Source organism: Bradyrhizobium sp. SZCCHNR1053 (assembly GCF_032381235.1).
Taxonomy (GTDB): Bacteria; Pseudomonadota; Alphaproteobacteria; order Rhizobiales; family Xanthobacteraceae; genus Bradyrhizobium.
This window is the reverse complement of sequence record NZ_JAUHJM010000007.1, coordinates 274,494-295,799: the sequence shown is the minus strand read 5'-3', so window position 1 is coordinate 295,799 and position 21,306 is coordinate 274,494. Positions and strand designations below refer to the sequence as shown.

The window sequence follows — 21,306 nt, the reverse complement described above, 5'->3', positions numbered from 1 at the left end:
ATCTGGAATGACCATCAAAGTCTGCCATGAGACCCGATGGACGCTGTTGTCATCGAAGTGCGAGCACGCGCCGAGTCGATCACGGCCACTCCGCGATGAAGCCCTTCGCCTTATAAGGTTCGATCTTGTCCCATTCGCTCAGCACGCGGCGGCGGAACTCCGGATGGGTGTGCCACGACTGCCGCGGTACGCCGAAGCTATCGACCGTCAGCAGCATCTTCTCCACTTCGGGCCAGTGCCGCTGCAGGGTCATCGCGTAGCGCCGCGCGGTCCAGCTGTTGCCGAGACAGATCACGCTGCCGACATTGGCGAGGCCGAGCGCGGCGTCGATCACCGGCAGCGCGAGCGCGACGTTCTCGCCGGTATTCGTGGCGTGGTGCTCTTCGAGGATGCGCTCGGCCGGAATGCCGCGCCTCACCATGGCGGCCTTGATCAGCGTACACTCCGAAAGATCAGCGCCCGGCGTGATCCCGCCGCTGACGATGGCGTGGCGGAAGTAGCCCTGCTGCCACAGCTTCACCGCCGTCTCGGCACGCAGCTCCTCGTCGACGCGGGTCCCGAACACGAACAGGAGATCGGCCGGCCGCAGCGGCGTATCGGCGAAATGCCGCGCGTTGACCGCGGCGATCTCGGCGTCATCCGGTCTGCGCAGCGCGCGATCCTGCATCGGTCCTCTCCCAACGTCGGCTCATCCTGGCATGACGCGGCGCTGTCGCGCGCTCACATTCGATGACCGGCGATGACGCCGCGTGATCACGGCAGCAGCGAGCCGGGAATATCCGTGAGCGTGTAGCTGCGCGGCCTGTTGCGGGAGATGAAGCCGCCGACATACCAGGCGAACAGCGCGGCGAAACCGATCAGGAACAACGCGCCCGACCATTCGGCGATGACGAGCGCACGCACCAGAAGCCCGGTCATCGCCACCGCGAACAGCGCGATCGCGGCGAGCGCCGCGCCGTAGGTGAAGCGGCCGAGGCCGGCCGTGAGCCGCGCGTTGCTGCCGCTGGAGGCGAGCCGCGCATGCAGGCCGAGGATGAAAGCACGATAGGCCTCGCTCTGCGGCGCCATCAGCGCCGCCGTCTGCCAGGAAGTCGAGATGATGCTCAGCCTGCGGCCATCGCGATGGGTGATGTCGGCACGAAAACGCTTCGCCTGCATCGACACCGGCCGGTAGGACAGCCGGATCGCGGCGATGTCGGCGTACGGCCACAGGCCGGTGCGGCCGGCGAACCGCCACGACAGGCCCTGCCCCGTGAGCTCGAACTGCTGCGCGGCGCCGATCAACGACGCCTTGTAGGCGTAGCGGATCGCGTCATGGCCTTCTGTGGTGATGTCCTGGGAAATGGATCGGTCCTGTTGCGTGTGGCGCGCGCCTTATCCTACAAACGGAGCATGAGCGAAACGATCTATTTTCCGCGGCACCTGATCCTGGCCGGAGCTATGGCCGCCGGCGTGCTGCTGGCGCTGGCCGTGCACATGCTCGGCGCCCGCTACGGGCTCGATCTCGGCGGCCTGTGGCAGACCGAGAGCGGCGCCTTCATGCCGGCCGGGTCGGCGATCGCCTGGTGGCTGATCGCCACCGTCGGCTTCTCCTCGGGCTATTTCATCGCCAACATCATGCACAGCGCGGTGTCGGGCGAGATCCCGCAGCGGATGCGCAACTTCCTGGTCGTGGTCGGCGTGCTGATGTTGGCCGGCATCGGCCAGGCGATCTCCGGCCCGAGCCCGGTGCCGTCGGCCTCAGGTGTGCTGGCCGGCCTCGCCGCGCTCTGCCTCGGCGCCCTGATGGCGTTCTGCGGCGCCAATTTCGCGTTGCGTAAGAGCTGACGCGCGGCATCCGGATGCGACGACGCCGCGCGGGATGTCCGCGCGGCGTTTTGTCTCATCGACTGGTGACGCGATCAGCTCGCGGCGCGCAGGTTGACGCCGCTCTCGGCGAGCTTGGTCAGCTTCATGTCGGTCGCCTTCTCCTCGTCGAGCGTCTTCTGCAGCACGGCGGCGCAATCGCTGCGGCCGAGCTGCTTGGCCCAGGCGATCAGACTGCCGTAGCGCGTGATCTCGTAGTGCTCGGCCGCCTGGGCGGCGTTGATCAGCGCTGCGTCCAGCACCGCCTTGTCGTCGACCTCGCCGGCGACCTCCTCGGCCTCCTCGATGATGCCGTCGATCGCCGGACAGTCGACCGCCTTGGCCGCGATGCCGTGCATCTTGAACACCTGCTCGAGACGCGTCACATGCGTCTTCGTCTCATCGAGATGGGTCAGAAAGCCCTGCTTGAGCTTCCGATCCGTCGCCTTGTCCGCCATCTTCGGCAGCGCTTTGACGAGCTGGTTCTCGGCGTAATAGATGTCCTGCAGCTGATGAACGAACAGATCGTTCATCGTCTTGATGTCCTTGGTGAACAGTCCCATTTGCCTCATGTCCTCTTGGTTCGGGAATATGGCAGGTCCCTCCCCGACCGATCGTCGCCATGTTCGCTGTGCCCGCGGGGCGCTAACCGGCGGCCACGGCGGTTGTTCCGGCGCAACCGGCCCTGCCGGCCGGAACCGGTCGCAGAGGGCCAAGTTTGCTCGTGAACCGCGCGCGTAACCAATTGGACCGAACTGAGGCGGCCGCCAGCCATGTGACTGAAGTGTGACAGACCCGCGCCGCATGGGTCGGAGCTGAGCTGTGTCAAGGACTGCACAAGGCGCGCATTTTAGCATAAGGAACAGGCTGTCACGAATTGCCCGCCTCCATCGACCAATGGTTTCGCCTCTTTTCCAAGAACTAGTACCGCCCCGCCGGGAGGATGAATGCAGCGCCTGCTGACCACGCTCTCGCGTGGCTTCAAGAAATGGATCGGCTGGAAGCGGCTGGGGATTGCAGCGAGCCTTGCGATCATCGCCTTCGCGATCACGACGCTCGTGCGCACACTCAAGGGCGTCGATGCCGGCGTCATCCTGACGGCGCTCACCGAAATCCCGCTCGGTCACATCGCGCTCGCGGCCTTGTGTGTGATCGGCGCGTTCTGCACGCTGACCTTCTATGACTATTTTGCACTGCGAACGATTGGCAAGAAACACGTCCCCTATCGCATCGCAGCGATGAGCGCCTTCACCAGCTATTCGATCGGCCACAACATCGGCGCCACCGTCTTCACCGGGGGCGCGATCCGGTTCCGGATCTATTCGGACTACGGCCTGTCCGCGATCGACGTCGCCAAGATCTGCTTCCTGTCGGGCCTGACCTTCTGGCTCGGCAACCTGTTCGTGCTCGGCATCGGCATGACCCTGCATCCGGCCGCCGCCACCGCGATGGACCAGTTGCCCCCGGCGATGAACCAGTTGATCGCGATCGGCATCCTCGGGGCGATCTTCGCCTATCTCGGCTGGCTGACCGCCGGCAAGAACCGCCGGCAGCTCGGCCAGAACGGCTGGAAGGTGGTGCTGCCTTCCGCGCAGCTCACGCTGGTGCAGATCCTGATCGGCGTCGTCGACCTCGGCTTCTGCGCGCTGGCGATGTACCTGCTCGTCCCCGCCGATCCTCCGATCGACTTCCTGTCGCTGTCGGTGGTGTTCATCCTCGCCACCCTGCTCGGCTTTGCCAGCCATGCGCCTGGCAGCATCGGCGTGTTCGATGCCGCCATGCTGGTGGCGCTGCCGCAGTTCGGCCGCGAGCAGCTCTTGGCCACCCTGCTCGTCTTCCGCGTGCTCTATTTCGTGATCCCCTTCGCCATCGCGATCTCGATCATGGGCATCAGGGAGCTCTGGATGAACGTCGTCAAGCCGTGGCAGGAGCGGCGCCGGCTGAACGCCGCCTGCGAGGACGAGGTCGCCGCCAAGCGCGCCGCCGCCACGGCCCCTGCCGCGGTTCCCCAGCGCATCAAGCGCCACTCCCAGCGCTGAGCAGCAATTCTCTCGCGGACGATGCGACGGTTCGATCCTCGACCGGTTGAACTCGCGTGCGGTCCTCTTATTTCCGCCCCATCGCTGACGTGAATCCTTGCGCATGACCCGAATTCCCCCTCGTCCGCTGCTCGCCGCCTGCGTCCTGGCCGGCCTGCTCGCCCCTCTCGCCGCCACCGAGGCGGCCGCGCAGTTCGGCGCAGCGCCGCTGCAGATCAGCTGGGAGGTGCGCAACCGCTTCCGTCTCTTCCGCGAGGAGCGCGACTTCCTGCTGCATACCGAGAGCACACGCGACCGCTCGATCCTCGCCGCCGAGCAGGCGCTGGGAGTGCAGAGCGACGGCCGCGGCTGGGCGCGCAACGTCGTCAACCGGCTCTGCATCGACCTCGCCGGCCGCGTCAACGAGCCGTGCACGCGCGACAACGTCAAGGAAAGCTATCTCACCCCCATCGACCATCCGGTCACCGTGCGCCTGACCGGCCCGGTGCCGGTCGGCGCCACCTGCGCCTGGTCGTTCGACGACGGCGACGGGCCGCAGACCTCGACCTTCGACTGCGCCGAGCCGGTCAATTTGCGCGTCCGCTACGGCCGCCAGACCGTGGCATCCGTCGATGTCGCCAGTCCCGAAGGCACGCGGCAGGTCTCGACCGGAATCCAGGTCCGTGACGTCCTGATCGCCGGCCTCGGCGACAGCATCGCCTCCGGCGAGGGCAATCCGGACCGCCCGATCGCGCTCGCCGACGACGGCTTCTGCTTCCGCTCCTATCTCGGCGGCCCGACCGCGCAATATTATCGGCCGAGCCGCGCCGGCTTCAAAGGCGGCCGCGCCTGTGAGGCGCCGGACACGCTGCAGAACTGGCAGAAGCACAGCGCGGTCTGGCTCAACGCTGCCTGCCACCGCTCGCTCTACAGCTACCAGACCCGCACGGCGCTGGCGCTTGCGGTGCGCTATCCGCACGTCGCGGTCACCTACCTGCCGCTCGCCTGCACCGGCGCCACCATCGCCGACGGCCTGTTCGGCAGCCAGCGCGCGCGCGAATGCACGCCCGGCCGCTCGGTCGCGACCTGCGCCGGCGGCGTCAACGGCCAGCTCGGCGAACTCCGCGAGGCGCTGACCGCGGCCAAGCGCCGCCAGCCGGACCGCAAGCTCGACCTGATTCTGCTGTCGATCGGCGCCAACGACATCAACTTCTCCGGCCTCGTCGCCGACGTCATCGTCGACACGCCGACCGAGCGCACCCTGTTCAAGCGCTCCGGCGTGATCGGCTCGGTGGAGGAATCGCGCAGCGAGCTGGCGAGCGACCTGCCGCAGGGCTTTGCCAAGCTGCGCGAGGCGCTGAAGCCGCTGGTCGGCGACCTCTCGCACGTCATCTACACCTCCTACGGCAATCCGGCGCTGAGCCGTGCCGGCACGCCCTGCCCGGGCGGCCCCGCCGGCTTCGAGGTCCATCCGTCGTTCAATGCCAATCCGCAGCGGCTCGCCAAGGTCGCGGGCTTCGTCGAGAACGAGTTCCTGCCGTCGCTGCGCGGGCTGGCGCAATGCACCGCGGGAGTTCTGTGCCGCGATCCGCAGGCCGACCGCATGACCTTCGTCGATGCTCATCAGGCCGCGTTTGCCGATCACGGCTTCTGCGCCCGCTCGACGCAGGATCCGCCGTTCGACCGCGAATGCTTTTCGGCCGACGGCACCAGCTTCGATCCGAACATCGTCAGCGCCGCCAACGAGCCGCTGCTGTGCGGCCGCGGCGCCAGCGAATATCGCCCCTATTTGCCGCGCTCCCGCTGGATCCGCGACGCCAATGACAGCTACTTCTCGGCGATGACCTATCCGCAAGGGCTGCCGGCGGCGATGCAGCCTTCCGACATCCACGATGCGAGCTGGGGCGTGCTCTCGGCCGTCTATGGCGGCGCCGTGCATCCGACCGCCGAGGGCCACGCCGCCATGGCCGATGCCGCGTTTCCGGCCGCAGCAGAGGTGCTGAACCTCGATGCGGCCGAGCCCAACGTCACGAGCCAGCCGCTGCCGCCGGCGGGAGTCGTGCGGCAGTAGCGCGCGGCCAACGATCGGCTCACCGCCGATGCACCGAGTCGCCCGTCGGCCCGACGTTGCGTCCCGGTCGCGAGCGGAGTCCGTCGATTGCGCCGAAACGGCCTGCCGCAAAAGGACGAAATTCGCCCGCCATTCCAGGTCGATGACTGCGTCCGGCCGCCTCGTGACAAAATTTCCTGTTTCTTTTTTCCAGAAATCATGCTTTGATGAGCGCATCCCGTGCTCATGAGAGGGGCGGTTCGCGGTCGTCACGAACGTGGAGTGCGGGACGCGGTGGGCGCCACCGGTCGCAGCGTGATCCGATCATGCCGACGAACGAGCGGCGGCGCACGGTGAAGTCGTAGGGTCCTGGCATCCCGATGCTGATGCCAAGCGAGCGGTGGTGATGATCCGCTCGTGACGGGGGCAAGACAGCCGGTCCCCGGGGAGAGGACGTATAAGCCGTCAAACATCGCGCAGGGAATGCCGGTTGATCGGCTTTACCTGTGGTTCCTGCCGCCTGCATTTTTTAGCAGGCGGGCCATGGGTGAGGCCCTCACCCGGCATTCCCTGCGCCCTCTCGCTCGAGAGGGTCGCGTTCAGCTTGAAAACTCGGACGCCATGCGCCGCGAGATCACGACGGTGTGTCGCTTAACAACGACCACCATGCTGCAGTTCGGCGGCGAACTACTTAGTCGGCGCCGGCTTCTTCATCATCGGCGGCGGCGCCTGCTTGGTCGCGGGGCCGGTTGCCGTGGTCGCCTGGGCCGGCAGATATTTGGCGAGGATCGCGGGGTCGATCTGGGCCATGTTGGTATCTGGAAGACGGGTCCAGGTCTCGTCCTTGCCAAACAGCGAGATGCCGAGATAGCCGTGCAGGATCAGCGTCTGCCCGTCCGGACTGACCCGCATATTGGCCTTCCAGATGTTGCCGTCGCGCGGATTGAGCACGTTGCCGCCTTCGTATTTCAGGCCCTCACGCTTCATGTCGCGCACGAAGGAGATGCCGAGCACCGGCGCATTCTTGCGGTCATCGCTGCACTTCGAACAGACCTCGTTCGGATTGTCGCCGGGGCGCGGAAACGTCTTGGCGATCACGCCCTCGAACACGCCGTCGTGGTCGATGAAGAGGAACCAGCCGACGGGCCTGCCATCCTCGACCTTCTGCCACAGACCGGCCGCGGTCGGCTCAGCCGCGAGCGCAGGCCGCGTCAGCAGAGCACCGGCAACGACGAGCGCGCCGATCGCGAGCTTCGTCACACCAGGCGCCAGCCGAAGTCGGGGAAACGCATTGCGCATCATCATCTCACCTTGACCAAGTCACAAAATGAATGGCCGCACAGTACGGCCGTTTCGTGCATCGTTCCAGCCCATAACAGGTCTGGCGCGCCGGTGAAACCGGCACGCGCAGGAAACATTTCTTCACATTTGAGTTGGTCCGGCGGCGCCGGGTTCCACGCTTCCGAGCAATTAGTTGACGCCGAGCTTCTTCTGCAGGCTCGACGACGACGTCGTGTACTGGAACACCAGCCGCTTCTCCGGATACACGTAGCGGTGCGCCTTCTGCGCCATCAGCGCGCCCTCGTGGAAGCCGCACAGGATCAGCTTGATCTTGCCGGGATAGGTATTGATGTCGCCGATCGCGAAGATGCCGGGCACCGAGGTCTCGAACGCCGAGGTCTCGACCGGAATGAGATTGTGCTCGAGCGCGATGCCCCACTCGGCAACGGGGCCGAGCTTCATCGTCAAGCCGAAGAACGGCAGCATCATCTCGCACGGCACGGTCTCGACCGCATTGTCGTTGCCCTTGATGGTGGCCGCGGAAAGCTGACCGTTCGCACCTTCGAGCGCCGTCACCTGACCGATGCGCAGATCCATCTTGCCGCTCGCCACGAGCGCGCGCATCTGCTCGACGCTGTGCGGCGCCGCGCGGAAATCGTCGCGCCGATGCACCAGCGTGATGCGCTTGGCGAGGGGATGCAGATTGAGAGTCCAGTCGAGCGCGGAATCGCCGCCGCCGACGATGACGACATTCTTGTCGCGGAACTGCTCCATCTTGCGCACGGCATAAAACACCGAGGTGCCTTCGTATGCCTCGATGCCCGGCACCGGCGGACGCTTCGGCTGGAACGAGCCGCCGCCGGCCGCGATCACCACGACCTTGCACTCGAACACCTTGCCGGCGTCGGTGGTGATGCGAAAACCGGGATCGCCGATCTTCTCGACCTTCTCGACCATCTCGCCGAGATGGAAGGTCGGGCTGAACGGCTTGATCTGCTCCATCAGCTGCTCAGTGAGGCCCTGCCCCGTCACCATCGGCACGCCGGGAATGTCGTAGATCGGCTTCTCCGGATACAGCTCGGCGCATTGGCCGCCGACCTTATCGAGGATGTCGATCAGATGCGCCTTGATGTCGAGCAGCCCCAGTTCAAAAACGGCAAACAGTCCGCAAGGGCCCGCGCCAATGATCAGCACATCGGTCTTGATCGCTTCGCTCATGTCGCTCTTCTCGTTGGAGGCGCCGCTCGACGGATGGCGGCAGATGGCGGTTCCGAATTTGTAGCCAACGGGGTGGTCGCAGGGAAGGCACAAAAGCCGCCCCTCGCTCGCGCGCGGCTTGCAGCGGCGGGCTTAGCCGGGTTTGAAGGGGACATGAATGATGGAGATCAATCGGTGACAGAGACGGCCCGCCGCGACCACGCGCCACGCCTGGAGGACTTTCCCTATCGGCTGACGGACAATGTCCGCTTCGGCGACCTCGATCCCAACCAGCACGTCAACAATGCGGTCTATGCGACCTATTTCGAGACCGGCCGGGTGACCTTGATGAAGGACCCGCGCCATGGCCTCGGACAAGAGGGGCTGGCCTGGATCATGGTGCGGCTCGACATGCATTTCCGGGCCGAGCTGCGCTGGCCGGGCATGATCGAGCTGGGACTGGGGGTCGTGAGGCTGGGGCGCACGTCGGTGACCTGCGAGCAGGTCGTGTTCTCGGACGGGCGCTGCGTGGCGTCGGCCACCGCGGTCATGGTTCTGATCGACGAAGCGACGCGCAAGCCGGCGCCGCTGACGCCGAAGCTCATTGCTGCGCTCCAGCCGTGGGTCCGCCGCGGCGTGACGATCGCGCTGCCGGCATAGGCCTGGCGGCGATCACCGGGGGCGCGGCGATGAGGACGCGAGGCGAACGGTCAGGCCTGACGCTCGGGGGTGGAGACGACGAGGCCGTCGAGCTCGTCGGAGACCTTGATCTGGCAGGAGAGACGGGAATTCGGCCGGACATCGTAGCCGAAATCGAGCATGTCCTCTTCCATCGGGGTCGGCGGGCCGACCTTCTCGCGCCAGGCTTCGTCGACATAGACATGGCAGGTCGCGCAGGCACAGGCGCCGCCACATTCGGCCTCGATGCCGGGAATGGCGTTGCGGATCGCCGCTTCCATCACGGTCGCGCCGTTCTCGATCTCAACGGTTCTGGATTCGCCGGTATGGTCGACAAAGGTGATCTTGGCCATGTGTGCTCGTGCTGCGCAGGGAATGAGGTCGGGCTGTCCTATAACGGACCGCTCCGCTCCGCGCTAGTGCTGCCGCCGGCCGCTCAGGCCGCGCCGAGCATCTCCGAAATCGCCGCGCGGGCCTGCGCGATCGCCGTGCCCAGCCAGGCCAGCGCATCGGCCGGGTCGCCCGCCCGCAGCGCCGCTTCGAGCCCTTCCGCCGCGTCGGCGACATCGAGCGCGCCGACGGCGCGGGCCGAGCCCTTCAGCGTGTGGGCGACGGTGGCCGCATCCTCGGGCATCACCTGCAACCGCTCCAGCAGGCGGACAGCCTGGTCCGCAAACATGGCGAGCACCTCGCGCTCGAGCGCGCTGTCGCCGAGAGTCATCCGCCGCAGCAGGTCCAGGCTGATCGGCCCGTCGTCGGGAACCAGCGGGGGCGAGGGCATCCATTCGATCCGTGAAAGGTCGGGAATCATGGCGGCAATCCGGTCCGGCGGGCGCGCCGCGCGCGCCTGTGGTAAGTCAAGCACGACAATGGTTAATGCATTGTTACCGGCCCAATTGCCGCGGGTTTGCCGCGATTTGGGCCCGGCTCTGCCCCAATCGCGGCAGAAACGGGAATTCGCAGAACTTCTAAAGTGTTAACGGCGGGTGCTGTTAACGATGATTAAGAATCTCTTAACCACGGCCATTTCTTTCAACAGGCACTGCCAATAGGATGATGCCCGGATGGAGTGGGTCACCTGGCGGAATTTGCCACCCCTGGTGCCTGCGAGGGATGACGTCCGGTTCGAGCGTTGCGAGAGGGCACTCGTACGCGGCTCGCCGGATCGAAATTAAGACGAGGGCTCGGACTCAACATGGCGAACACTCCGAAAAAGGTCAAAGACCCGACTGAAGTTGCGCTGTCCGCCATTCAGGAGGCTTTGAACATCAGCGATTCGTCCGCGCCCACGGACTCGCAGAGCTCGGTCCACGCTGAGGGGGCCCCGCCCGTCATGCCGAACGGCGTATCCAGTCTGGATTCGTTCGACTCGCGTCCGGGCATCGACCGCAGCAGCCTTGACGAGATCGAGCCGCCGCCGCTCGCCGCGCGCCGCCCGGCCAATGACGACCGCGAGACCATCGGCCAGTTGCTGCAGGCGATCCAGAAGGGCCGCCCGTCACGCGGCGTCTACACGCTGGCAACCGCCTTTGCAGGCATCTGGATCGTCGGCTGCGTCCTGCTGACCATCGGTTTCCTGCCCGCTTTGCAGGCCCTGATCGGCCAGAGCGGCGGCGTGCTGGTGCTCGCCGGTCTCGCCGCCGTGTTCTTCGCACCGGTTCTGCTGTTCTACTTCCTGGCCAGTCTCGCCTGGCGCGGCCAGGAGCTGCGCATGATCGCGCAGTCGATGGCGCAGGTCGCGATCCGCTTCTCCGAGCCGGAAGGCGCCGTCAGCGATTCCATCGTGACCGTCGGCCAGGCCATCCGCCGCGAGGTCGCGGCGATGGGCGACGGCGTCGAGCGCGCGATCGCGCGCGCAGGCGAGCTCGAGATGCTGGTCGCCAACGAGGTTGCAGCCCTTGAGCGCGCCTACAGCGACAACGAGGTCCGCATCCGCGCCCTGCTGCAGGACATCGCCCATCAGCGCGATAACCTCGTCGGCCAGGCCGAGCAGGTCCGCAGCGCCATCTCGGGCGTACAGATCGACCTTCGCCACGACATCGCGCTGATCTCGGACGCGATCGCCTCGCGGGTCGACGAGGTCGCCAAGAGCATCACCGGCGCGCTGGAAGAGCGCGGCGCCCACATCACGGCCGCGCTCGGCAACGCCGGCGACAACATGATCCTCGCGCTCGGCGAGCGCGGCGGCGATCTGCTCGACCGGCTCGAAGAGGCCAGCGCCGAGACCACCCGCGCCGTGCTCGACGCCTCGGAGCGGCTCACCACCAGCCTCAATTTCAAGACCGGCCACGTCCACGACGAGTTCGCCGACCTGTCGGACCGCGTCCACGAGATGCTGAACGAGCGCATCGACCGCATCACCAGCGAGTTCGAGCAGCGCACGGCGGCCATCGTCGACGGCATCTCGGTGCGAACCGAGCAGGTTCACGACCAGCTCAAGGCGTCCGGCGAGTCCCTCCTGCTGGAGCTCGAGCTGCGCAGCGGCGATCTCGTGACCAAGATCGACGAGGCGAGCCAGCGCATGTCCGGCCACATCGTCACGTCAGGCGAGAAGGCGAGCGAGTCGCTCGATGCGACCGTCAATTCGCTGGTCGCCAAGGTCGTCAGCCAGACCGAGAGCACCCACGACACGCTGTCGATCCAGATCAGCGCCTTCGACGAGCTGGTGAAGAACCAGGGCACCGAGCTCGCCGAGCGCTTCGCACGCGACAGCTCGACGCTGGGCGCGCTGATCACCCGGCACATCACCGAGTTCGACCGCACGGTGAAGACCTATGGCGGCGAGATCGTCGAGCGCATGGGCCAGCGGACCCAGGAAATCTCCGACAATCTCAAGTCCTATGTCGATACGTTCGATACGCGGCTGTCGTCCAACAGCGGTGAGATCACGGCGACGCTGGATCAGCGGCTGAACCAGTTCGAGACCAATCTGCAGGCCCGCATCACCACCCTCGACACCTCGCTCGATGCGAAGATCAAGACCTTCGACGACAGCGTCGAGGGCCGCCTCAAGTCGCTCGAGGAGAACTTCGACAACCGCGCGACCTCGGTCACTTCGACGATCGAAGGCCGCCTCGGCACTCTGTCCAACTCGCTGACCGACGGCGCTGCCCAGGTGCTGCACGCGATCGACTCGCGGCTGACCGTGCTGACCTCCTCGCTGACCGATGGCTCGGCCCAGGCGATCCAGTCGATCGATTCCCGCCTCAACATTCTGACCTCCTCGCTGACCGACGGCACCGACAAGGCGCTCGAAGCGATCGATCAGCGCATCCACAGCCTGTCGAACATCATCGACGGCCGCAGCTACGAGCTGACCGAAGCCGTCACCGCGCGCTTCCAGGACATCCATCAGGGCATCGAGACCCGCGTCGGCTCGATCGCCAAGGACATCGACCAGCGCGTCTCGCAGTTCGAAGACCTGCTCGGCTCGCGCGTCGAGGCCGTGGCCGGCCGCATCGAGAGCAGCGGCCGTCAGGCGAGCGACGAGCTGATGACCCGCGCCGAGCTGCTGTCCGCCAGCATCAAGTCGCACGTGGAAGACGCGGAGCGGGCGCTGACCAATCTCGTGGTCAACACCAGCGAGACCATCCAGACCGGGGCCCGCTCGGCACAGCAGGCGCTGCTCAACGTCTCGACCGACGTCGGCTCGCAGTTGAAGAACACGTCCGCCGAGGTCGAGCGCGCCCTGTCGAACGCGGGCAGCGGCGCGGCCGAGGCCGTCCTGACCAGTGCGCGCGAGGCCCAGAACACGCTGGTGTCCGCCTCCTCCGATGCCGCCACCCACGTCAAGTCGCTCGCCGTCGACGTCGAGCAGGCGCTGACGGCCGCCGGCTCGGCCACGGCAGCCTCGATCCTCGCCGGTGCGCGCGAGGTTCAGAACACGCTGGTGTCCGCCTCCTCCAACGCGGCCGAGCACGTGAAGTCGCTCGCAGCCGATGTGCAGCGCTCGCTGACCAGTGCCGGGACGGGAACCGCCGAAGCCATCACGGCGAGCGCTCGCGATGCCCAGCATGCCCTGCTCGCGGCATCGAGCGAAGCGGCCGAACAGGTCAAGGCGCTGACCGTCGACGTCCAGCGCTCGCTGTCGATCGCAGGAACCACGACCGCGGAAGCGATCACCGGCGGCGCCCGGGAAGCGCAGACCACGCTGATCAGCGCGTCGTCCGAAGCGGCCAATCACGTCAAGTCGCTGGCAGCCGACGTCGAGCGGACGCTCGCCGCGGTCGGAACCAGCACGGCTGCGGCAATCGTCGACAGCGCCCGCGACGTCCAGACGAAGCTCGTCACCGCCTCGACGGAAGCAACCGAGCACGTCAAGTCGCTGGCCGTCGACGTCGAGCGGACGCTGTCGTCGGTCGGCGCCGATACCGCGGCCTCGATCCTCAACAGCGCGCGCCAGGCGCAGATGTCGCTGACCGCCACGTCGGCCGACACCGCGGCCACCCTGGTCGGCAGCGCACGCGAAGCCCAGGCGGTGCTGACGACGACCACGACCGAGACGGTCGCGGTGATCGTCGGCGGCGCGCGCGAGGCACAGAACCTGCTGACGGCCACCTCCACCGACACCGCGGGCCAGCTCAAGGCGATGTCGTCGGAGATCGAGCGCGTCATCAATTCCGTCGCGGCGAACACCACCGATGCGATCCAGAGCAGCGCGCTCAATGCGCAGAGCGCACTCGTCGCCGCCTCCAACGAGGTCTCCACGCGGGTCAAATCGACCTCGACCGAGATCGAGCGCTCGGTGCTTGCCGCCGGCAACTCGTTCGGCTCGGCCATGACCGGCAAGACCGACGAGATCGTCACCTATGTGCAGCAGCAGAGCGAACGACTGTCGCAGATGCTCGACGGCAAGCGCGGCACGCTGGTCGAGACGCTGAACTCGAAGACCAACCAGCTCACGATCGAGATCGATCGCGTCACCACCGATGCGCTGAAGGCGATCGAGGTCCGCGGCCAGAACTTCGCCCAGAGCGTCAATGGCAACGGCTCCGAGGTCGCCCGCACCATCACCTCAGCGGGCGAGCTCGCGACCACCGCGATCACCAAGTCGCTCAAGGAGCTGGAGCAGGCCTCGCGCGCGGCGATCGAGCAATCGCGCCAGGTCTCGGTGGCTGCGGTCACCGAGATGCAGGAGACGAGCAAGATCCTGCGCACCGACACGGTCGCCCTGTTTGAACGTCTGCGCGAGGGCAACATCCTGCTGCAGGAGGTCCTGACCGGCGCCCACGACAACCTCAACTCGCTGGAGCGGGCGCTGGTCACCCGGGTGGCCGACTTCGTCACCGCGATGAACGACGTCACCGCACGCAACGGCACCGCGACGCAGACGCTCGAGGACCAGCTCAACGTGTTCAACTCCAAGACGTCGCGGGCGCTGGAGGATCTCAACTCGCTGTCCGGCCAGTTCGACGCGCATGGCAAGGCGCTGATCGAGGCGGCGGCCATTGTCGAGCAGAGCAACCGCGATGCGACCGTCTCGATCTCGGATCGCAAGACGACGCTGGAATCGCTGGTCACCACCATCGATCTGCGCACCGCCGATCTCGACCAGCGTCTGACGCGCTTCACCACCCTGCTCGACGAGTCCTTGGCGGCCGCCGAGGAGCGCGCCCGCGACATCGCCCGGGTCGTGGCGGAAACGGCGGGTGCCGGCTCCACCGCGCTCAGCCGGCAGTTCGAGGCCATCCGCGCCAACGCCGAGGAGGAACGCCGCCTCACCACGTCGCAGATGCAGGAGATCTACCAGCAGAGCACGCAGGAAGCCGATGCGATGTTCAAGCAGTCGGCGGAGAAGTTCGCCACGCTGGTGTCGAGCATGAAGCAGATGACCGCCGAGATGCATCGCGAGCTCGAAGCGACGCGCAACGAGCTGCGCCGCGGCGTGCTGGAGATGCCGCAGGAGGCCGCCGAGAGCACGGCGCAGATGCGCAAGGTCATCGTCGACCAGATCGAGGCGCTGGCCGAGCTCAACCGGATCGTCGCGCATCACGGCCGCGGTCTCGACGTGGTCAGCGCGTCGCGTCCCGCCGCGGTCGCCGCGCCCGCAGCCGTGATCCGTCAGGAAGAGCCGATCGTCGCCGCAGCCGTCGGCGGCCGGCCGGACATGCGCCTGCGCGAGCCGGCTGCGACCAGCGTCGCCAACCTGCCGCCGCCGGATCTCGGCATGCAGCCGCCGGCCCCGCCGCCGCAGCCACGCCGGGTCGAGGCGCCGCCGATGGGTCCGGTCGCCGATCAGCGCAGCGACAACTGGCTGTCCGACCTGCTCAACCGGGCCGACAACAGCACCGCCGGCCAGACTGCGCCGCGCGGCCGCGGACCGGCCCAGCAGCAGCCGGGCAATCCGCTGGAGTCGCTGTCGCTCGACATTGCACGGCTGATGGACCGCAATCTCGCGGCCGAGATGTGGGACCGTTACCAGCGCGGCGAGACCAAGGCGTTCTCCAAGCGTCTCTACACCCCGGCCGGCCAGAAGGCGTTCGACGAGGTCGCCCGCAAGTACCGCGCCGACCGCACCTTCAAGCAGACGGTGGACCGCTACATCACCGAGTTCGAACGGCTGCTCGACGAGGTCGCCCGCGACGACCGCAACCCGCAGGCGCTGCGCGCCCAGCTCACCTCGGAGACCGGGCTGGTCTACACCCTGCTCGCCCACGCCGCCGGCCGGCTGGCGTGATGGGAGCGAATGGGCGAGTAGCGAGTAGCGAGTAGCGAAGGGTTCAGTAGAACCAGCGCTGCGACAAGAAGAACAAGCGGAGGCCACGAGGCCTCCGCTTCGCGTTTGGAGATGCAATGAAGGCGCTTTCGGCTTTGGCCGTTCGGGCCCCGCATCGCCGGCACCACGGTGTGCGACGTGCTCCGTAGCCAGCCAGCAGCGGTGGATAGCGACAGCGATGGAGCGCAGTCCGAGCGCAGTCCGCTGCCGCGCGCCCCTATTCGCTACTCCCTATTCGCAACTCGCTCGCGTCACCGCCGTCCCGTCGCCGCCGGCGGTGCGGGCGCGGGCTGCGAGGCCTGGGCGTTGCTCGGGCTGGCGTTGCTGGCCCCGAACAGGACCCGGGTCGGATTGCGATCGAAATTGTTCACGGCGCGGCTGATGTCGGACAGCGTGCGCCGTCCATCGGCCATCAGCGCGCCGGAGCGCTTGTCCAGATCCTCGGCGAGCTCGCGGATCGATTTCACCGTCAGGAACAGCTCGCCGCCATCCTTGCCGCCGGCCAGCGTGTTGAGACCGAGCATCAGGGTATCGGCCTTGCCCATGATGCCGTCGACACGGCTCATGACGCCATCGATGCGCTCGGAATTGCGGGCCAGCGACTGGGTGAAGACCTCGAGGTTCTTGATCGAGTTCTTCACGGCGTCCTGGTTGTCGGCGACCACCTTGTTGATGTTCTGCAGGGTGGCGCGGATCGCTTCGGTCACGTCCTGCAGCCGGGTCGGATCGGCACGCAGCACCGGCACGCCATCCTCGTCGAGCGGCGGCGGCGGCGCAGCCTCCTCGCCGCCCTTCAGCGAGATCGCGGCGACGCCGGTCAGTCCCTGGAACTCGAGCCCGACCAGGGTGTCCTTGCGGATCGGCGCGTTGTTCTCGACCATCGCCAGCGCCACGACGCGGCGCGGATTGTCGAGCTTGACCGAGATGACCTCACCGACCCGGATACCATTGAAGTTGACGCTGCCGCCGTTGCGCAGACCCGCGGCCGGCCCCTCGAACACGACCCGCAGCGGGCTGCGCTGCTTGGTCGTGTGCAGGCTCTGAAACCAGAGGACAAACCCGACCGCCGCGGCAATCACTGCCAGCGTGAACGATCCGATCAGGACGTAATTCGCCCGCGTTTCCATTACCAACTCCGGTACCGGCACGTCGCAGCGGAGATCCCAGCCGCCGCTCCCATGCGCTCTCGGTTGGCGCCGGACTGCGGCACCCACCCCATCAGCTATGTCGCAGGAGTCCCCACTCCCGCTCACAAAAATAATCGCCCCGAGGGGCGCTACGCACTAACCCATCACGGCCCGTGCACGCTTGCCGTGGAAATACTGCCGGAGCCACGGATGTTCCGAGGCCTGCATATCGGCCATCGATCCCGCAGCGATAATCTTGCCGTTGCCCAACACGGCGATGCGGTCGCACGCCGTATACAGGCTGTCGAGATCATGGGTTACCATGAAAACGGTCAGTCCCAAAGTGCGCTGCAGGGTACGGACAAGCTCGTCGAAATCGCCGGCGCCGATCGGGTCGAGCCCCGAGGTCGGCTCATCGAGGAACACCAGCTCCGGATCGAGCGCGAGCGCGCGGGCCAGCGCGACGCGCTTGATCATGCCCCCCGACAGCTCGCTCGGGAAACGATCAGCAACATCGGGCCGCAATCCGACCATCACCAGCTTGGCGACCATGATCTCGTCGAGCAAACGCTGCGAGACCTTGAGATATTCCCGGACCGGGAACTGGATGTTCTGCCGCACCGTGAGCGAGGAGAACAACGCGCCCTGCTGGAACAGCACGCCCCAGCGCCGCTCGACGGCGCGGCGGCCGGCACGATCGGCGGCGTCGAGATCGACGCCGAACACCTCGATGTTGCCCGACAGCTTGGGCACCAGGCCGATGATGGTGCGCGTCAGCACCGACTTGCCCGCACCGGAGGGACCGACGAAGCCCAGGATCTCGCCGCGCTTGACATCGAGGTCAAGCCCGTCGAGCACGCGCGTCTTGCCGAACTGCACGGTGACGTCACGCACGCGGATGATCGGATCGGACATCTCCTGCGTCATGTCACATCCCGACCGCGGCGAAGAAGATCGCGAACACGCCGTCCATCACGATGACGAAGAAGATACCCTTCACCACCGATGAGGTGGTGTGGCGCCCCAGCGACTCGGCGCTGCCCTGCACGGCCAGTCCTTCGACGCAGGCGACGATCCCGATCACCGCCGCCATCACCGGCGCCTTGAGCAGCCCGACCGTGAAATGATCGATCGAGATCGCATCGCGCAGGCGCAGCAGGAAGGCCTCGGGATCGACGCCGCCATAGAACCACGCCACCAGCCCGCCGCCATAGAGCGCGGCGATGTCGCCGAGGAAGGCCAGGATCGGCAGCGCGATCACCAGCGCGAGCATGCGCGGCAGGATCAGGACCTCGATCGGATCGAAGCCCATGGTGCGCAGCGCATCGATCTCCTCGCGCATCTTCATCGAGCCGAGCTCGGCCGTGTAGGCGCTGCCCGAGCGTCCGGCGATCATGATCGCCACAAGCAGCACGCCGATCTCGCGCAGCACCAGCACGCCGAGCATGTCGACCACGAAGATGTCGGCGCCGAACCTGCGGAAATGGAAAATACCCTGCTGGGCGATGATGCAGCCGATCAGGAAGGTGATCAGCACGATGATCGGCACCGCGCGCCAGCACACCTGCTCGAGATGATGGATGGTCGAGGTCAGCCGGAAGCTGCGGGGATGGATGAGCACCCGGCCGCTGGCGACGATCACGGCGCCGAGCATATCGATCAGCGCGGCGACCGTGCCGAAGATGCCGGCGACACTGAGGCCGATCTGGCCGAGCATGCCGGTGATGGTCACCATCGTCGCGTCGCCATTGGGCGCGGTGCTGACGCGGCGAACCTCATCGACCAGGCTGGCGTAGTTCGCAGAGAGCCCATCGATCCGGACCTCGACGGTTCCCGTCGTGAAGCTGCGGCGCAGCCGCTCGATCAGCCAAGCGCCGAACGTGTCGAGCTTGGACACCTGGGAGACGTCGATCGAGACATCGATCTTCTTGCCGGCGAGCTTTTCGGCATCGGCGACAAGCCGTTCGAGCGACGGCGCAAAGGGCGCAGTCCAGGCGCCGGTCGCGCGCAGCGACAGCGCGTTGCCATCGCCACTGCGCTGCAAATCAGGGCCGCCCTTCACGACGGCCATCCTCGGAGCCTCGGACGTCCGCTCCTTGACGAGAAAAATCCCACCGCGTCGCTACCACCTTGCCGGAGACCACTATCAACAGCCATAGTCGGTCAGATCGCGCAAGCCCCAAGCGCCTCATTCCGGTTCACAAATCGCCAGACTTTCAAATGACTTCCAACGGTTTTCCAATACTGGACGCCCGGATCGGCCACTGGCCGATCGCCGGCAGCTTCACGATCAGCCGCGGCGCCAAGACCGAAGCGGTCACGGTGATCGCGGAAGTGCGACACGGCACGATCGTCGGCCGCGGCGAATGCGTGCCCTATGCGCGCTATGGCGAGACCCCCGAGGCATCGTTGAGCGCGCTGCTCGCGATGCGCGATGCGATCGCCTCTGGTCTCGACCGCAACGCCCTGCAGACGGCGATGCCACCGGGGGCGGCGCGCAATGCGCTCGACTGCGCGCTGCTCGACCTTGAAGCCAAGCGGAGCGGCCGGCGCATCTGGGACCTGCTCGGACGCCGCGCGCCGGGGCCATGCGTGACCGCCTACACGATTTCGCTCGGGACCCCCGACGTGATGGCCAAAGCTGCGGCCAAGGCCGCGCACCGCCCGCTGCTCAAGATCAAGCTCGGCGGCGACGGCGATCCAGCGCGGATTGCAGCCGTGCGCGAGGCAGCTCCGCAGTCACAACTGATCGTCGACGCCAATGAGGCCTGGACCGAGGCGAATTTGGAGTCCAATCTCGCGGCCTGCGCCGCCGCCGGCGTCACGCTGGTCGAGCAGCCGCTTCCCGCAGGAAACGACGAAGCGCTCGCCAACATTGCGCGCCCGCTCGCGGTGTGCGCCGACGAGAGCGTGCACGACCGCAACTCGCTCGAAGCGCTGCGCGGACGCTACGACGCCGTCAACATCAAGCTCGACAAGGCCGGAGGGCTCACCGAGGCGCTTGCCATGGCCGATGCCGCGCGCGCGCTCGGCTTCGACATCATGGTCGGCTGCATGGTGGCGACATCGCTCTCGATGGCACCGGCCATGCTGCTGACGCCGCTCGCCCGTTTCGTCGATCTGGACGGACCGTTGCTGCTCGCCGCGGATTGCGAGCACGGCCTGCACTACGAGGACAGCCTGGTCTATCCGCCCGATCAGGCGTTGTGGGGCTGAAGCGACAGGCTTCGGTGCGCGATCCACATCAGGACGCCACCCGCTCCGGCCATCGCGGCCATCACGTAGTAGACACCGGGTCCATAGGCCGCATAGACCGGCCCCGAGAGGGCCGATGCCGCCGAGCCGACCACGCCGCTCGCAGCCGCATAATAGCCCTGCCCGCGCGCCGTCAGTTGCGCCGGCACATGGCGGACCAGCAGCCCCATGGTTCCGACCAGGGTCAGCCCGAAGGTGAAGCCGTGACTGATCTGGACCGCGGCGAGCCCGGCTGCATGCGGCTCCTGAGCCGTGAGGCTCCAGCGCAGCACGGCCGCCGCTGCACCGATCATGACCAGGTTGGCGGGCGCCAACGTGAAGCGTGGTGACAGGGCGAACACGACGATCTCGGCCAGCACGCCCATGGTCCAGAGCCAAGCGATGGTCAGCCCGCTGAAGCCCTGCGCCTTCCACGCGATGGCGGAGAACGTGTAGTAGGCCGCGTGGCTGGCCTGGATCAGCGCCGAAGCCGCGATGATGCAGAGGAAGCTCGGATGGCCCAGCAGACTGCGCCCGTCCCGGGCCAGGCCGGCGCCATGCGGCAGGGGCGGCAGCGCCTGCAGCAGCAGGCTGCTTGCCGCACCGCATAGCGCGACCAAGAGGATGATCCAGATCAGCTCGGACGACGGCGCGAGGTCGGCCACCCCGCCGCACAGCAGCGTTCCGGCGATGAATGCGGCCGATCCCCACAGCCGCAGGCGACCGTAGTTCAGGCCATAGCTCATCACGCCACGGAGCGCATAAGCGTCCGTCAGCGGGACAACGGGTGTCCATAGACAGCAGGTTGCCACGTAGACCAGGAATACCAGCCAAGGTTCGCGCTGGAAGGCGAGAACCACAAAGCCCGATGCCGTTGCGAAGGTGGTCAGCCGCATCGCGGCGCGCAGGGCCTGCCGGCGCTCGGCAACCGCGGTGATCAACGGCAGGACGGTGAAGCGGGTCACGGCGGGAACCGCGATGATCACACCGATCCACGAGGCGTCCAGCCCGATCGCCCGTAGCCACACGGGGAAAAACGGCAGATGCGTCCCCGACAGCATGAACACCGCGCCATAGAACAGCCCCAACCTGTCCGCGAATCGGCGCGACAATACCGGCGATGTGGTGGAGATTTGTCGGGACAGTGGCATCAATTCAATT

The 21,306-nt window shown here is 66.8% G+C and carries 17 protein-coding genes; 6 read left to right on the top strand and 11 right to left on the bottom strand.

Annotated elements, in window-relative coordinates; all coding sequences use genetic code 11:
* Positions 1 to 79: 79 nt before the first annotated feature.
* Together QX051_RS19040 and QX051_RS19035 are read right to left on the bottom strand one after the other, a co-directional pair.
* Positions 80 to 667, bottom strand: coding sequence for a YdcF family protein (locus tag QX051_RS19040; protein WP_315777180.1), 588 nt, complete (start codon positions 665 to 667; stop codon positions 80 to 82).
* A gap of 86 nt (positions 668 to 753) precedes the next feature.
* The gene (locus tag QX051_RS19035) at positions 754 to 1,284 is read right to left on the bottom strand and encodes a hypothetical protein (RefSeq protein ID WP_315777179.1); all 531 of its coding nucleotides are present in this window, start codon (positions 1,282 to 1,284) and stop codon (positions 754 to 756) included.
* 108 nt (positions 1,285 to 1,392) lie between these two features.
* Here QX051_RS19035 and QX051_RS19030 point away from each other — a divergent pair, with 108 nt between their 5' ends.
* On the top strand, positions 1,393 to 1,827 hold the full coding sequence (locus QX051_RS19030) for a hypothetical protein (RefSeq protein WP_315738812.1): 435 nt from the start codon (positions 1,393 to 1,395) through the stop codon (positions 1,825 to 1,827).
* A gap of 74 nt (positions 1,828 to 1,901) precedes the next feature.
* Here QX051_RS19030 and QX051_RS19025 read toward each other — a convergent pair whose 3' ends face one another.
* Positions 1,902 to 2,408 (bottom strand): ferritin-like domain-containing protein, encoded by a 507-nt coding sequence (locus tag QX051_RS19025; protein ID WP_315777178.1) that lies wholly within the window; start codon positions 2,406 to 2,408, stop codon positions 1,902 to 1,904.
* A gap of 384 nt (positions 2,409 to 2,792) precedes the next feature.
* Here QX051_RS19025 and QX051_RS19020 point away from each other — a divergent pair, with 384 nt between their 5' ends.
* The gene (locus QX051_RS19020) at positions 2,793 to 3,884 is read left to right on the top strand and encodes a YbhN family protein (protein ID WP_315758329.1); all 1,092 of its coding nucleotides are present in this window, start codon (positions 2,793 to 2,795) and stop codon (positions 3,882 to 3,884) included.
* Positions 3,885 to 3,987: 103 nt separating this feature from the next.
* Positions 3,988 to 5,934 carry a hypothetical protein gene (locus QX051_RS19015; protein WP_315777177.1) on the top strand — a complete coding sequence of 649 codons (1,947 nt, stop codon included), beginning with the start codon at positions 3,988 to 3,990 and terminating at the stop codon, positions 5,932 to 5,934.
* Positions 5,935 to 6,600: 666 nt separating this feature from the next.
* Here the strand turns inward: QX051_RS19015 and QX051_RS19010 are convergent.
* Together QX051_RS19010 and QX051_RS19005 are read right to left on the bottom strand one after the other, a co-directional pair.
* Complete coding sequence (locus QX051_RS19010; protein WP_315738816.1) at positions 6,601 to 7,212, bottom strand: DUF2147 domain-containing protein; 612 nt, start codon at positions 7,210 to 7,212, stop codon at positions 6,601 to 6,603.
* A gap of 171 nt (positions 7,213 to 7,383) precedes the next feature.
* Positions 7,384 to 8,412 carry an NAD(P)/FAD-dependent oxidoreductase gene (locus tag QX051_RS19005; protein ID WP_315777176.1) on the bottom strand — a complete coding sequence of 343 codons (1,029 nt, stop codon included), beginning with the start codon at positions 8,410 to 8,412 and terminating at the stop codon, positions 7,384 to 7,386.
* A gap of 174 nt (positions 8,413 to 8,586) precedes the next feature.
* Here QX051_RS19005 and QX051_RS19000 point away from each other — a divergent pair, with 174 nt between their 5' ends.
* Entirely contained in the window at positions 8,587 to 9,051 is a 465-nt protein-coding gene (locus tag QX051_RS19000; protein WP_315738818.1) for a thioesterase family protein, read from the top strand.
* A 50-nt stretch (positions 9,052 to 9,101) separates the two neighbouring features.
* Here the strand turns inward: QX051_RS19000 and QX051_RS18995 are convergent, their stop codons facing one another.
* Both QX051_RS18995 and QX051_RS18990 read right to left on the bottom strand, forming a co-directional pair.
* Positions 9,102 to 9,422, bottom strand: a complete 321-nt coding sequence (locus QX051_RS18995; protein ID WP_315707114.1) for a 2Fe-2S iron-sulfur cluster-binding protein — start codon at positions 9,420 to 9,422, stop codon at positions 9,102 to 9,104.
* 83 nt (positions 9,423 to 9,505) lie between these two features.
* Entirely contained in the window at positions 9,506 to 9,880 is a 375-nt protein-coding gene (locus QX051_RS18990; protein WP_315774086.1) for an Hpt domain-containing protein, read from the bottom strand.
* 384 nt (positions 9,881 to 10,264) lie between these two features.
* Here QX051_RS18990 and QX051_RS18985 point away from each other — a divergent pair, with 384 nt between their 5' ends.
* The gene (locus QX051_RS18985) at positions 10,265 to 15,745 is read left to right on the top strand and encodes a methyl-accepting chemotaxis protein (protein ID WP_315777175.1); all 5,481 of its coding nucleotides are present in this window, start codon (positions 10,265 to 10,267) and stop codon (positions 15,743 to 15,745) included.
* Positions 15,746 to 16,035: 290 nt separating this feature from the next.
* On the opposite strand, the gene QX051_RS18980 is transcribed toward QX051_RS18985, so the two are convergent.
* From QX051_RS18980 to QX051_RS18970, 3 genes are all read right to left on the bottom strand, one after another.
* Positions 16,036 to 16,911: an MlaD family protein gene (locus QX051_RS18980; RefSeq protein ID WP_315738821.1), complete on the bottom strand. Its 876-nt coding sequence runs from the start codon at positions 16,909 to 16,911 to the stop codon at positions 16,036 to 16,038.
* A 156-nt stretch (positions 16,912 to 17,067) separates the two neighbouring features.
* On the bottom strand, positions 17,068 to 17,838 hold the full coding sequence (locus tag QX051_RS18975; protein ID WP_315738822.1) for an ABC transporter ATP-binding protein: 771 nt from the start codon (positions 17,836 to 17,838) through the stop codon (positions 17,068 to 17,070).
* 1 nt (position 17,839) lies between these two features.
* Positions 17,840 to 18,973 (bottom strand): ABC transporter permease, encoded by a 1,134-nt coding sequence (locus QX051_RS18970; RefSeq protein ID WP_315777194.1) that lies wholly within the window; start codon positions 18,971 to 18,973, stop codon positions 17,840 to 17,842.
* Positions 18,974 to 19,131: 158 nt separating this feature from the next.
* Here QX051_RS18970 and dgcA point away from each other — a divergent pair, with 158 nt between their 5' ends.
* Positions 19,132 to 20,127, top strand: coding sequence for an N-acetyl-D-Glu racemase DgcA (gene dgcA, locus QX051_RS18965; RefSeq protein ID WP_315777174.1), 996 nt, complete (start codon positions 19,132 to 19,134; stop codon positions 20,125 to 20,127).
* Here the strand turns inward: dgcA and QX051_RS18960 are convergent.
* Positions 20,109 to 21,296, bottom strand: coding sequence for an MFS transporter (locus tag QX051_RS18960; protein WP_315777173.1), 1,188 nt, complete (start codon positions 21,294 to 21,296; stop codon positions 20,109 to 20,111). The genes dgcA and QX051_RS18960 overlap by 19 nt on opposite strands.
* Between the last annotated feature and the right edge of the window lie 10 nt (positions 21,297 to 21,306).

Bases quoted from the DNA above. Each gene is read 5' to 3' on its own strand.
- QX051_RS19015 (WP_315777177.1), top strand. From the start codon at position 3,988: ATGACCCGAATTCCCCCTCGTCCGCTGCTCGCCGCCTGCGTCCTGGCC.
- QX051_RS19010 (WP_315738816.1), bottom strand. From the start codon at position 7,212: ATGCGCAATGCGTTTCCCCGACTTCGGCTGGCGCCTGGTGTGACGAAG.
- QX051_RS19040 (WP_315777180.1), bottom strand. From the start codon at position 667: ATGCAGGATCGCGCGCTGCGCAGACCGGATGACGCCGAGATCGCCGCG.
- QX051_RS19025 (WP_315777178.1), bottom strand. From the start codon at position 2,408: ATGGGACTGTTCACCAAGGACATCAAGACGATGAACGATCTGTTCGTT.
- QX051_RS19020 (WP_315758329.1), top strand. From the start codon at position 2,793: ATGCAGCGCCTGCTGACCACGCTCTCGCGTGGCTTCAAGAAATGGATC.
- QX051_RS18980 (WP_315738821.1), bottom strand. From the start codon at position 16,911: ATGGAAACGCGGGCGAATTACGTCCTGATCGGATCGTTCACGCTGGCA.
- QX051_RS18995 (WP_315707114.1), bottom strand. From the start codon at position 9,422: ATGGCCAAGATCACCTTTGTCGACCATACCGGCGAATCCAGAACCGTT.
- QX051_RS18960 (WP_315777173.1), bottom strand. From the start codon at position 21,296: ATGCCACTGTCCCGACAAATCTCCACCACATCGCCGGTATTGTCGCGC.
- QX051_RS19030 (WP_315738812.1), top strand. From the start codon at position 1,393: ATGAGCGAAACGATCTATTTTCCGCGGCACCTGATCCTGGCCGGAGCT.
- QX051_RS18990 (WP_315774086.1), bottom strand. From the start codon at position 9,880: ATGATTCCCGACCTTTCACGGATCGAATGGATGCCCTCGCCCCCGCTG.
- QX051_RS18975 (WP_315738822.1), bottom strand. From the start codon at position 17,838: ATGACGCAGGAGATGTCCGATCCGATCATCCGCGTGCGTGACGTCACC.
- dgcA (WP_315777174.1), top strand. From the start codon at position 19,132: ATGACTTCCAACGGTTTTCCAATACTGGACGCCCGGATCGGCCACTGG.
- QX051_RS18985 (WP_315777175.1), top strand. From the start codon at position 10,265: ATGGCGAACACTCCGAAAAAGGTCAAAGACCCGACTGAAGTTGCGCTG.
- QX051_RS19005 (WP_315777176.1), bottom strand. From the start codon at position 8,412: ATGAGCGAAGCGATCAAGACCGATGTGCTGATCATTGGCGCGGGCCCT.